Here is a 12,569-nt window from a genome sequence, read left to right as displayed (position 1 = left end):
CCGAACATGGATCAGACCGGAACCAAATCGTCCGCATGCACCACTGGACGCTGTAGCTCGGGAGTGAGATCACAACTGGACGTACCGAGCATTCCGGTCAACTCCGACGCGTCGTACGCCACCACTCCCCTGGCCACGAGTTCGCCGTCCGGACCGATCAGCGACACGACGTCGCCGCCGTAGAACCGACCCTCGACGGCGGTGATTCCTGCGGACAGCAAGGACCGCCGCTTCGTCGCGACCGCGTGCACGGCACCTGCGTCGAGGTATAGATCGCCTCGTGCGTCTGCAGCATGACGTACCCAGAACTTGCGCGAGGACAGGCGCGTGGGACGCGCAGTGAAGGCTGTGCCCACGGCAGCCGTCGTCAAGGCTTCCGCTGCGTCGGCGGCGGCCGCCAGTAGGACAGGAACGCCTGCATCGGCCGCCAATCGAGCAGCGGACAGCTTGGACGCCATTCCACCAGTCCCGAGCGCACCGCCGGAACCGGCGACGACTCCATCGAGATCTTCCGGGCTCGCGACCTCCCGGATCAGGGTGGCGTCACCTTTACGCGGGTCGCCGTCGTACAGACCGTCTACGTCGGACAACAGCACCAGCGCGTCGGCACCGACGAGGTGAGCAACGAGCGCGGCGAGACGGTCGTTGTCACCGAAGCGAATTTCCGTGGTCGCGACCGTGTCGTTCTCGTTGATCACGGCCACTGCGCCGAGCACGCGCAACCGATCGAGCGTGCGCTGGGCGTTGCGATGATTCGTTCGACGCGCAATGTCCTCGGCGGTGAGCAACACCTGGCCGACGGTTCGTCCGTATCTGGCGAACGAGGTACCCCAAGCGTGCGCAAGAGCAAGCTGGCCGACGCTCGCTGCGGCCTGCTTGGTCGCGAGATCGCGCGGACGGGTCGTCAGACCCAGTGGTGCGAGCCCGGCGCCGATGGCACCGGAAGACACCACCACGACATCGGATCCGGCACGCATTCGTGCTTCGACAGCATCGGCCAATCGATCGAGCCTGTCGACGTCGAGTCCGCCGACCAGTGAGGTCAGTGCCGAGGAGCCGATTTTCACGACTACCCGTTTGGCACTGGCCACAGCAGTCCTGGCCCCAGTCGAATCCATTGCAACCGAAGAGGATTCAGAATTCACCGGAACCTACACTTCACTCTTCGACGTCGAGTCCACGGCGGGCTCGACGTGCGTGTTTGCGCTCGTCCGCACCGATTCGCTCCACCTGATCGAGCCTCGCATCGGTACCGCGCCCGGTCATGGTGATCTCCACACCCGCCGGTGTCTGCGGCTCCCAATCGAAGGAGACATCACCGATGGTCACGGACGCACCCGGCTGGGCGCCCTTCTTGATCAGCGCATCCTCGACGCCGAGGCGTGCGAGACGGTCGGCAAGATAGCCGACGGCTTCGTCGTTGTTGAACTGTGTCTGGCGTACCCAACGCTCCGGGCGCGTGCCCAGAACGATGAACCCACCCTCGACATCGGGATCCTTGATGACCTGGAAACCCTCATCGTTGCGTGCGACGGGACGTAGCACCGGTCGGCGCTTCTCGGCCGGAGGATGCGCCACTCGGTAGTCCTCGACCATCTTGCCCAGCGCGAAGATCAAGGGCTTGAGGCCTTCACGGGTGACCGTGGAGATGGTGTACACCGGCCATCCACGCGCCTCGAACTCCGGCGTCACCATCTCGGCGAGCTCGGCGGCCTCAGGGATATCAGCTTTGTTGAGCACGACGATGCGCGGTCGATCCGCCAGGTCACCCAGGCTCGCATCGCCCAGCATCGCCGGCTTGTAAGCCGCCAACTCCGCTTCGAGAGCATCGACGTCAGAGACGGGATCTCGACCCGGATCCAGGGTTGCGCAGTCGACTACGTGCGCCAGAACGGCGGTTCGCTCGAGATGTCGAAGGAATTCGAGACCTAGGCCCTTGCCTTCGCTCGCACCGGGGATCAATCCGGGAACGTCGGCCACCGTGTATGTGGTGTCACCGCTCGAGACGACACCGAGATTCGGAACCAACGTGGTGAACGGGTAGTCGGCGATCTTCGGCTTCGCGGCAGAGAGCACCGACACCAGCGAGGACTTGCCCGCCGACGGGAAGCCGACGAGACCGATGTCGGCGACCGACTTGAGCTCGAGCACCACATCGCGCTCGATACCTTCTTCGCCGAGCAGCGCGAATCCAGGCGCACGACGCGCCTTCGAGGCGAGCGCAGCGTTGCCCAACCCACCGCGGCCACCGGGCGCAGCAGCGTATCGAGTGCCCTCGCCGATCAGGTCGGCCAGGATGCGACCGTCCTTGTCGAGCACCACAGTTCCGTCGGGAACCTTGAGGATCAGATCCTCACCGTTCGAACCTTCGCGGTTGCCGCCCATGCCTTGAGTTCCATTGCTCGCTTTGGCATGCGAGTTGAAGTGAAAGTCCAACAGCGTGTGGACATTGCTGTCGACGACGAAGATCACGCCGCCTCCCTGGCCACCGTTCCCGCCGTCTGGACCGCCGAGCGGCTTGAACTTCTCGCGGTGAACCGAAGAGCAGCCGTTGCCGCCTTTACCGGCGCTGACGTGCAGCACCACGCGGTCGATGAATCGTGACATGACTGCCTTCGATCCTTCCTCGGTCGAGTGTGCGACCGAAATATTTTTATGCCCACAAATACGATAAGGGCGGACCGGGCATTTTCACCCTGGTCCACCCTCATCGTCGAGCTCGAGCGCGTCGAGATTTTCGCGGCGTGAGCCTTGCGAAAACCATCCGACGCAGATTGTGCAGCGGAGACTAGGCCTCTACTGCGACCGGAACGATGTTCACGGTCTTGCGTCCACGCTTGGCGCCGAATTCGACTGCGCCTGCGGACAGAGCGAACAGTGTGTCGTCGCCGCCACGGCCGACGTTGACGCCGGGGTGGAAGTGCGTGCCGCGCTGACGAACCAGGATCTCGCCTGCGCTGACGGTCTGGCCGCCGAAACGCTTGACGCCGAGGCGCTGCGCATTCGAATCGCGACCGTTACGGGAGCTTGATGCACCCTTCTTATGTGCCATGTTGCATACCCTCCTCGGGGTGAATGTCAGCGCTGAAAAGTCAGTACTGAACAGACCTGGTTACTTGATGCCGGTGACCTTCAGGACAGTGAGCTTCTGCCTGTGTCCCTGGCGCTTGTGGTAGCCGGTCTTGTTCTTGAACTTGTGGATGCGGATCTTCGGACCCTTGGTGTGCTCGACGACCTCACCGGTTACCGAGATCTTCGCCAGCTTGTCGGCATCGGTGGTCAGATCGGATCCGTCTACGACGAGGACCGGAGCAAGCGAGACAGCAGTGCCGAGCGCTCCCTCGATCTTCTCGACCTTGACGAGGTCACCAACAGCGACCTTGTACTGCTTTCCGCCGGTCTTGACGATCGCGTACGTTGCCATCGGAGGGCTACCCCTTGCTTCTTCGAACTTGCTCGCATTGCCCATGGCAACACGACTGGGCTGGATCGTGCATGTGATTCTTGCGGTATTTCGTGCGGTGTTACTTGCCACCGGGTGCGTCCGCCGCCGCACTCGACCGAAATTTCGTCGAGGCACAGCAGAAAATTGTCACCGGCAGCGACCTTGTCAGGTTACGGCAGACGGGCAGTCGTGGTCAAACTGCCCGTCGACTCGCTATTCCGCGTCCACCGGTGGCCCTGCCGGGCGTGCCGCTGCACGACGTCGGCGAGGCTTCTTCACGGGCATCTCGTCCGTGGTGGGAGCACTGGACACCGGTTCGACAGCCGACGTCACCGAAGGCTCCGTCGGCGCTACCGGCTCCTCGTGTGTAGCCGGAATCACGAAGACAGCAGCTGCGTCGGGAGTCTCGGCCGTAGGTGCTGCTGCCTTCCGGGCAACACGGCGACCACGACGCGCTTTGACGATCGGTTCCGGCGACTCCTCGGCCACAGCTGTGTCCGCTGTCATGTCGACAGCATTCTCCGGGACCCTGGTGTCCGGCTGCACCTCGGTCGATACTGCTTCGGTGTCCCTGCCCTGAACACGAGCCACCTCGGCGGCATCGATGATCTTCGGCTCCGAGGACGTACTCGGCTCCGAGTGCTCGTCGAGTACCTCGGCCGGAGTGACATCGTCGACAACGTCGTCGTGATGCGCAGCCATGGCGAGGGCCACGGGGTGTGCACGCTTCACCGATGGGTCCGGTGTGTGCTCGTGAGCCTCGGGCTGACTCTTCGCTGCAGGACTGTTCGCAGCGTCAGCCACATTGTCGGTTTTGTCGTTGTCTGTCTTGTCGTTGTCGGACTTGTCGCGACCGCGGCGTTTGCGCGGCGTACTCGAATCGGAGCGCGGTGAGGAGGATCGCGAGCCGTCATCGGTCTTCGCCTCGACGGGGTACGGGTGAATCATGATCCCGCGGCCCTGGCAGTGTTCGCACGTCGTCGAGAACGCTTCGATGAGACCGGTGCCCATCTTCTTACGCGTCATCTGCACAAGCCCGAGTGAAGTCACCTCGGACACCTGATGGCGCGTCCGGTCACGACCGAGAGACTCGGTGAGACGGCGCAACACCAGGTCACGGTTGGATTCGAGCACCATATCGATGAAGTCGACGACAATCATTCCGCCGATGTCGCGTAGGCGCATTTGCCGAACGATCTCTTCGGCGGCCTCGAGATTGTTCCGCGTCACCGTCTCCTCGAGGTTGCCGCCTGCACCGGTGAACTTGCCGGTGTTGACGTCGACCACGGTCATCGCCTCGGTGCGATCGATGACGAGCGTGCCTCCGGACGGTAGCCAGACCTTACGGTCGAGTGCCTTGGCCAGCTGCTCGTCGACCCGGTGCGCTTCGAACACGTCTGGTCGACCGGGCTCGGCGATGTGGCGCTCGAGCTTGTGCAGCATGTCCGCCGCTACCGTCTCGATGTACGACGATGTCGTGTCCCAGGCCTTGTCACCTTCGATGACAAGTTTGACGAAGTCCTCGTTGAACAGGTCACGGATAACCTTGACCAGCAGATCCGGCTCTTCGTACAGTGCCTGCGGTTGCGAACCCTTACCTGTTTCAGCCTTGGCCGACGCTTCTTCGATGGTCGCCCATTGTGTCTGCAGACGGATCACGTCACGCGCGAGCTCGTCTTCACTGACGCCTTCGGCTGCGGTACGGATGATCACCCCGGCCTCGGGAGGAACGATATCGCGAAGAATTTCCTTCAGGCGCTTCCGCTCGGTGTCGGGCAACTTGCGGCTGATACCCGTCGAGCTGCCACCGGGTACATAGACCAGGTAGCGGCCTGCCAGCGAGAGCTGAGTCGTCAGACGCGCACCCTTGTGCCCGACCGGATCCTTGCTCACCTGCACCAAAACCTGGTCACCCGGCTTGAGTGCCTGTTCGATCTTGCGAGAGTTACCACCGAGACCTGCTGCGTCCCAGTTGACCTCTCCGGCATACAGGACACCGTTACGGCCACGGCCGATATCGATGAATGCAGCTTCCATGCTCGGCAGCACGTTCTGCACGCGGCCGAGGTAGACGTTGCCGACCATCGACGCGGACGCGCTACTGGTGACGAAGTGCTCGACCAATACGCCGTCTTCGAGAACGGCGACCTGTGTGGTCACGCCGTTGTCGGGGAACGACTTTTCGCGGACGACCATGACGCGATCGACCGACTCACGACGTGCCAGGAACTCCGACTCGGTAAGAATCGGTGGCCGTCGGCGTCCGGCGTCACGTCCGTCGCGACGGCGCTGACGCTTCGCTTCGAGCCGGGTCGAGCCGGTGATTCCCTGGACCTCATCCTTGCTACGGGACTTGTTCCGCGGTTCGCGCTCGTGCACGACGGTGTTCGGTGGGTCGTCCTCGGTCTCGGTGGACTCGGACGAAGCGTCACCGGTGCTGCTGCGGCGGCGGCGACGTCTGCGGCGTCGACGACTCGAGCCGTCGGACGAATCCTCGTCGTCGGTGTCGTTGTCGTTGTCGGCGGAGTCGACCGGCGAATCGACCGACTCTTCCGATTCCGTATCCGAGGCCTGTTTCTGGGCATCGTCGGTATCGCTGGATTTGGCGTTCGAACGACTTCGACTACGGCGACGTGAACGACGCTCGCCTGCAGGCTTGTCCTCGTTCTCGGAATCGCTTTCCGAAGTGTCGGAATCGGCACCCTCGGAGTCTGCTACATCGAAATCAGTGGATTCGGATTCAACCGAGCCGGATACGGGAGTATCGGATTCGGACGAACGCGTGTCCGAGGACGCCGACTCTGCGTCCTCACTCGAATCGTCGTCACCTTCTGCGGCATCGTCCGAATAGTCGTCCGAACTGCCGTCGGCAGACTGTTCCCCACGTCCGCGGCCACGACCACGACGACCGCGCCGACGCCGCCTCGGCTGCGACTGGTCATCGTTGTCGTCCGAGTTGTCGGCATCCTCGGAAGTGTCCGAGCTGTCGACTGTGTCCGATATGTCGGTTGTGTCAGTAGCTGCATCCGGGGTGGCCTCGACAGCGGGCTTGCCGCGAACGGGAGCCTTGTCCGGCTCGATGACCGGATCGGCGACGAGGACCGATGGCTCTTCGACGGCAGGCGTCGACGTGGGCTCAGCGGCAGGACCTGCTGCTTTCCGGCTTCGTCGACGCTTGGGAGCCTCGACTATCGCTTCCGGCTGGAGGAACACCGGAATCGCGAACGCAGGGCGCGCGGGAGGACTGTCCACTGTCGGAGCTTCGACAGCAGGCACAGGCTCGACCACGATCGGGGCGGCCGTCTCGACTGGTGCAGCCGGCGCCTCGGTCGCAGGTGCGAACGAGGAATACACCGTCTCGGCGACGTCGCGTCCCAGACTGGACTGTGCGCTGCGCGCCTCTATTCCGAGCTCACCCAGTTTGGCGAGTACCTGTTTACTGGTGACGCCGAGAATCTTCGCGAGTGCATGCACTCGGAGGCGCTCGGGGAACGCCGGACTTCGGCTGGATGACGATTCGTCATCGACCGAACTTCCTGAGTTCGAATTCTGTACATCTTCGGGCGGGGCTTGGTCGGCCACGTAAGTCTCCTCGGGCCCCCGGGCGCGTCCACCTGAGTCGAAGCTGGTGCGACGCGGCCACGCGAGAGCAATCCTAGTGTGCTGACGTCGGTTTGACGCCAGATCGTAAGTCGCGCTCCGGACGGAGTGCACCGTCCACAGCGAGTGGTCGGCGTACGGATGCACGGTGCCTGGCTGGATGGCTATGGTGTCCCGAGTCCGAGCGCCTGATCATCAAGCATGCCGGCACGTGGGAGGTCTTCCTACGTGTTCGGCAGCGATGACGGGCATCGAACTGCGGGTGTCATCCGGTCACTTTCACGAGAACGGCACTGGCGTGACGCTCCTGTTCGGTGTTGCACAAAACTGGTAACGGCAAAATTTTTTTACAGGAAAACTTTTCGAGGTGAAGCGTGTGTTGTGAAAGCAACCTTCACGAGTATCCCACACCGGGTGAAGCGAACCCGCCACGCCGCTCCGATCTTGTGGTCGGCGGCATGGCGGGCGAACCCGAATCAGAGTGTGGAGAATCAGGAAAGGCTTGGAAACCACAACGCGATCTCACGCTCGGCGGACTCGACGGAGTCCGATCCGTGCACGAGGTTCTGCTGACCATCGAGGGCAAGATCGCCGCGAATGGTCCCTGGAACCGCCTTCTCGACCGGGTCGGTGCCTCCGCCGATCTGACGGAAGGCAGCGATAGCTCTCGGTCCCTCCAAAACTGCTGCGACGACGGGTCCGGAGGTGATGAACTCGAGTAGCGCTGGGAAGAACGGCCTGTCTTTGTGTTCGGCGTAGTGCGCGCCGGCCAGCTCGAGAGAAACGGATTTGAGTTCCAGTGCTGCGATACTCAATCCCTTCTTCTCGATTCGGCCGAGAATCTCGCCTACGTAGCGGCGGGCAACTCCATCTGGCTTGATCAGTACAAGGGTGCGCTCGGTCACGAACGTAGACAGTAGTGGACGGACTCCGAGGACCTACGCTCAGACCCACCATGGTGTGCCGATATCCGCCGGGCTCGAGGTTTCAGTCCCGCTGACCTCTGAGCATGCCGCGTTCGATCCGTCGAGTGATGTCTCGCCGCAGGTACAGCAGATATATCCACACCGCGAGGAACACCACTCCCACGATCGCGATCGACAGGTGAATGAACCCACCGAGCAGAACGAACACCTGAAGCGCCAGATTGATCTGCATCGCCTGCGGTCGTCCTTGCATACCTGCGGCAAGGACGAATGCCACGGCCATCCCCACCAGGTACAACGTGGAGAACCAACCGAGGCCGCCGCCGACTGTCGACACGACGGGTAACGCGAGTAGAACGACAATGGCCTCGAGAACGAGGGTGCCTGCCATGACTCCGCGGAAGCCTTTCCACGGATCGGTTGCCGGCGGCTTGAACTCGCTACCGCCCTCCCCTGTTTCACTCATACGGGCTCCTTTCCGAACAAAGTTCGAGCTGCTCCGGCGGTGACGACCGATCCGGTGACGATCACCCCGGCACCCGAGACCGCCTCACCGGGATCTGCGACTTCCTCGGCGAGCCCGATGGCGGTTTCGAGCGCGTCGGCGAGCGTCGGCGCGACGACCACGCGCTCGTCGCCGAACTTCGCGACGGCCAGGCCTGCAAGTTCCTCGACGTCCATCGCCCGCGGCGATCCGTTGTGCGTGACGACGATTTCGTCGAACACCGGCTCGAGCACCGTCAACATGGCCTCGACGTCCTTGTCCCCCATGACACTGACGACTCCGACCAGTTTTCGGAAGTCGAATTCGTCGGTGAGAGCCGCAGCAAGCGCTCTGGCCCCGTGTGGGTTGTGTGCGGCGTCGAGAAACACTGTTGGAGCGTTGCGAACGCGTTCGAGCCGGCCGGGATTGACGATGGATGCGAAGGCCGCTCGAACGATGTCCACGTCGAGTTGATGATCGGAGCCCGCGCCGAAGAACGCCTCGACCGCGGCGAGCGCCAAGGATGCGTTCGTCGCCTGATGCTCTCCGTGCAGTGGTAGGAAGATATCGGTGTACACGCCGCCGAGACCTTGCAACTCGAGTTGTTGACCGCCCACCGCGATCCGACGCGCGAGCACCCTGAATTCCGAACCTTGCCTGGCGACGACGGCATCGGCTTCCACCGCGGCGCGCAACAGCACCTCGGCAACTTCGGGCTTCTGCTCGGCCAGGATGGCGACGGTGTCTCGCGGAACGAGCCGCTCCGGTGCTTTCTTGATGATTCCGGCTTTTTCTTTGGCGATACCACCGAGATCGCCCCCGAGGAACTCGACGTGGTCGATATCGATCGGGGTGATCACGGCCACTTCACCATCGACGACGTTGGTGGCGTCCCATCTACCACCGAGCCCGACCTCCACGACGGCAACCTCGATCGGCGCCTCCGCGAACGCCGCGAATGCCATGGCGGTGGTGACCTCGAACTTGCTCATGCGTGGTCCGCCTGCGGCCTCGGACTGCGCGTCGACCATCTCTACGAACGGGGCGATTTCGTTGTAGGTGTCCACGTACAGCCGGGGCGAGATCGGGATGCCGTCGACACTTATCCGTTCGGTCGCCAATTGCAGATGCGGACTGGTGGTCCGGCCGGTTCGGCGATGAAAGTGCGTCAGCAAGGCATCGACCATCCGGGTCACCGACGTTTTACCGTTGGTACCGGCAACGTGGATCGACGGGTACGCCTTCTGCGGTGACCCCAAAAGGTCCATCAGTGCCGCGATCCGTGCAGTCGACGGCTCGATCTTGGTCTCCGGCCACCGTTTGTCCAGTTCCGCCTCGACAAGCGCCAATTCGGCCATGTCCACCGGACTGGGTCGGGAAGGAGCTGAATAGGATTCGGACACTACTGCCCCATAGTTTCTAGCCGAGCATTGATTCGCGCAATCTCTTCGACCGCGATCTGCTGTCGGCTCTTGATCTTGTCGACCACGGCGTCCGGGGCTTTGGCGAGAAACGCCTCGTTGCTCAGTTTGCTCGTCGTCTGGGTCAGTTCCTTCTCGGACGCGGCGAGGTCTTTGACCAACCGCGCGCGCTCGGCGACGAGGTCGACGGTTCCCGACGTGTCGAGCTCGACCGTCACCGTCGCCTTCGTCAGTCGAACCTCCACGGAGGCCGTAACGGTGAAGTTTTCGGCAGGTTCGATCAGTCGTGCAAGAGCGCGAGTGGCATGGACCTGGGTGGAAAGATCGGCGTCGGTGATCCCGACGAGCCTCGCGCCGACCTTCTGCGACGGCTTGAGACCCTGATCGCTGCGGAAGCGACGAACCTCGGTCACGAGCTTCTGCATATCTGCAACACGCTGTGCGGCAACCACATCCGCGATGTGTCCGGATGCGACGGGCCACGATGCGATGACGATCGATTCGCCGCCGGTCAACACCTTCCACAGCGTTTCGGTGACGAACGGGATAACGGGATGCAAGAGCCGCAGCAACGCATCGAGCACATTGCCGAGCACGGTACGAGTCGAATCTGCCTGTGCGGCATCGCCGAACTGCACTTTGGCGATCTCCAGATACCAGTCGCATACTTCGTCCCATGCGAAGTGGTACAACCCCTCGCAGGCCTTGCTGAACTCGTAGCGCTCGAATGCGACGTCGACCTCGGCGCGCACTTCGTCGAGGCGATCGAGAATCCACCGATCGGCGTCCGTCAGTTCCGCTCGCGCCGGAAGTGGTGCGGGCGCAGCACCGTTCATCAACGCGAACTTGGTCGCGTTGAACAGCTTGTTGGCGAAGTTACGTGAGGACTGCGCGTGATCCTCACCGACCGACAGGTCCGCACCCGGGTTTGCACCGCGAGCGAGGGTGAAACGCAACGCATCTGCCCCGAAGCGGTCGACCCAGTCGAGTGGATCGATGCCGTTTCCTCGGGACTTCGACATCTTCTTGCCGAACTGATCACGGACGAGCCCGTGCAGGAAGATGTCCTTGAACGGCACCTTACTGCCGCCCTCCCCCGAACCCAGTGCCGGATCGGATGCGACGTAGGTGCCGAACATCATCATGCGGGCGACCCAGAAGAACAGAATGTCGTAGCCGGTGACCAGCACGCTGGTGGGGTAGAACTTGGCGAGCTCATCGGTCGCGTCGGGCCAACCCATAGTGGAGAACGGCCACAATCCGGACGAGAACCACGTGTCGAGGACGTCGGGATCCTGCACCCAACCCTCGGGCGGCGTTTCGTCGGCGCCCAGGCACACCGTCTCACCGTTCGGGCCGTACCAGATAGGTATGCGGTGACCCCACCACAGCTGACGCGAAATGCACCAGTCGTGCATGTTGTCGACCCACGCGAACCAGCGTGGCTCCTGACTCGCCGGATGAATAGTCGTATCGCCGTTGCGAATTGCGTCGCCCGCGGCGGCGGCGAGCCCATCGACCTTGACCCACCACTGCAACGACAGTCGCGGCTCGATCGACTCACCGCTGCGTTCGGAGTGTCCGACGCTGTGCAAGTACGGACGCTTTTCCGCCACGACGCGTCCCTGCTCGGCCAGCGCCTCACGAACCTTGATGCGGGCCTCGAACCTGTCCATGCCGTCGAACTCGGTTCCAGTGTCGGCGATCCGACCTGCCTTGTCCATGATCGTGGGCATGGGCAGGTTGTGTCGCAGACCCATCTCGAAGTCGTTGGGATCATGGGCCGGGGTGATCTTGACCGCGCCCGTACCGAATTCGGGATCGACGTAGTCGTCGGCGATGATCGGGATCTGTCTGCCGGTGAACGGGTGTTCGAGGGTCGTTCCGAGCAGATGCTGGTAGCGGGCGTCGTCCGGATGGACGGCCACCGCAGTGTCACCGAGCATCGTCTCGACGCGGGTGGTCGCGACGATGACGTGGGGCTCGTCGTCGTTCAACGAGCCGTAACGCAGAGAAACGAGCTCGCCTTCGACGTCCTCGAACTTGACTTCGATATCGGAAATGGCTGTCTGCAGCACGGGCGACCAGTTGACCAGTCGCTCAGCCCGGTAGATCAGGCCGTCGTCGAACATTCGCTTGAAGATGGTCTGGACCGCCTTCGAGAGGCCGTCGTCCATCGTGAAACGCTCGCGAGACCAGTCGACGCCGTCACCGATGCGGCGCATCTGGCCGCCGATGGTGCCGCCGGACTCACGCTTCCAGTCCCACACCTTGTCGATGAAGAGTTCCCGGCCGAAATCTTCTTTGGTCTTTCCCTCGGCCGCGAGTTGCTTCTCCACCACGGTCTGCGTCGCGATACCCGCATGATCCATCCCCGGTAGCCAGAGGACTTCGAATCCGAGCATGCGCTTACGACGGCTCAACGCGTCCATCAACGTGTGGTCGAGTGCGTGACCCATGTGCAGACTTCCCGTCACGTTCGGTGGGGGAAGCACAATCGAGTACGGAGGCTTGTCGCTCGTGGCGTCGGCTTCGAAGTAGCCGGCGTCGACCCAGCCCTGATACAGCTCGGCCTCTACCGCGCTCGGGTCCCAGCTCTTCGGCAATCCGGTTGGGTCGCTACCCACGCTGCGGTCCTGGGCATCGGCGGGGTTGGCTGGGTTCTCTGGCACTGAACTGGTCACCGGTCGATT

At 62.8% G+C, this 12,569-nt stretch carries 9 protein-coding genes; all 9 read right to left on the bottom strand.

The features are described 5' to 3' along the window. Positions 1-11 precede the first annotated feature (11 nt). Positions 12-1,118 (bottom strand): glutamate 5-kinase, encoded by a 1,107-nt coding sequence (gene proB, locus BJD99_RS00415; RefSeq protein WP_084344677.1) that lies wholly within the window; start codon positions 1,116-1,118, stop codon positions 12-14. Between the two features lie 40 nt (positions 1,119-1,158). After that, a complete protein-coding gene (gene obgE, locus BJD99_RS00410) occupies positions 1,159-2,607 on the bottom strand; it encodes a GTPase ObgE (protein WP_084344675.1) in 1,449 nt (482 codons plus the stop codon). A 181-nt stretch (positions 2,608-2,788) separates the two neighbouring features. Beyond that, complete coding sequence (rpmA, locus tag BJD99_RS00405) at positions 2,789-3,052, bottom strand: 50S ribosomal protein L27 (protein ID WP_072802495.1); 264 nt, start codon at positions 3,050-3,052, stop codon at positions 2,789-2,791. 60 nt (positions 3,053-3,112) lie between these two features. After that, the gene (gene rplU / locus BJD99_RS00400; protein WP_084344673.1) at positions 3,113-3,424 is read right to left on the bottom strand and encodes a 50S ribosomal protein L21; all 312 of its coding nucleotides are present in this window, start codon (positions 3,422-3,424) and stop codon (positions 3,113-3,115) included. Positions 3,425-3,658: 234 nt separating this feature from the next. Next, complete coding sequence (locus BJD99_RS00395) at positions 3,659-7,027, bottom strand: translation initiation factor IF-2 N-terminal domain-containing protein (protein ID WP_084344671.1); 3,369 nt, start codon at positions 7,025-7,027, stop codon at positions 3,659-3,661. A gap of 509 nt (positions 7,028-7,536) precedes the next feature. Then, entirely contained in the window at positions 7,537-7,950 is a 414-nt protein-coding gene (ndk, locus tag BJD99_RS00390; protein ID WP_084344669.1) for a nucleoside-diphosphate kinase, read from the bottom strand. Positions 7,951-8,032: 82 nt separating this feature from the next. Beyond that, on the bottom strand, positions 8,033-8,437 hold the full coding sequence (locus BJD99_RS00385; RefSeq protein ID WP_084344667.1) for a DUF4233 domain-containing protein: 405 nt from the start codon (positions 8,435-8,437) through the stop codon (positions 8,033-8,035). Further along, a complete protein-coding gene (locus BJD99_RS00380; protein WP_084344840.1) occupies positions 8,434-9,813 on the bottom strand; it encodes a folylpolyglutamate synthase/dihydrofolate synthase family protein in 1,380 nt (459 codons plus the stop codon). The genes BJD99_RS00385 and BJD99_RS00380 overlap by 4 nt, the downstream gene beginning before the upstream one ends. Positions 9,814-9,857: 44 nt before the next feature. Beyond that, positions 9,858-12,560 (bottom strand): valine--tRNA ligase, encoded by a 2,703-nt coding sequence (locus BJD99_RS00375; protein ID WP_179142124.1) that lies wholly within the window; start codon positions 12,558-12,560, stop codon positions 9,858-9,860. Between the last annotated feature and the right edge of the window lie 9 nt (positions 12,561-12,569).

The sequence above is a fragment of the Rhodococcus sp. 1163 genome (assembly GCF_002091985.1).
Lineage (GTDB): Bacteria > Actinomycetota > Actinomycetes > Mycobacteriales > Mycobacteriaceae > Rhodococcoides.
The sequence above is the reverse complement of the archived record's forward strand: the minus strand, read 5'-3'. Positions and strand labels throughout refer to the sequence as shown.

Bases quoted from the DNA above. Each gene is read 5' to 3' on its own strand.
- proB (WP_084344677.1), bottom strand. From the start codon at position 1,118: ATGGATTCGACTGGGGCCAGGACTGCTGTGGCCAGTGCCAAACGGGTA.
- obgE (WP_084344675.1), bottom strand. From the start codon at position 2,607: ATGTCACGATTCATCGACCGCGTGGTGCTGCACGTCAGCGCCGGTAAA.
- rpmA (WP_072802495.1), bottom strand. From the start codon at position 3,052: ATGGCACATAAGAAGGGTGCATCAAGCTCCCGTAACGGTCGCGATTCG.
- rplU (WP_084344673.1), bottom strand. From the start codon at position 3,424: ATGGCAACGTACGCGATCGTCAAGACCGGCGGAAAGCAGTACAAGGTC.
- BJD99_RS00385 (WP_084344667.1), bottom strand. From the start codon at position 8,437: ATGAGTGAAACAGGGGAGGGCGGTAGCGAGTTCAAGCCGCCGGCAACC.
- BJD99_RS00380 (WP_084344840.1), bottom strand. From the start codon at position 9,813: ATGGCCGAATTGGCGCTTGTCGAGGCGGAACTGGACAAACGGTGGCCG.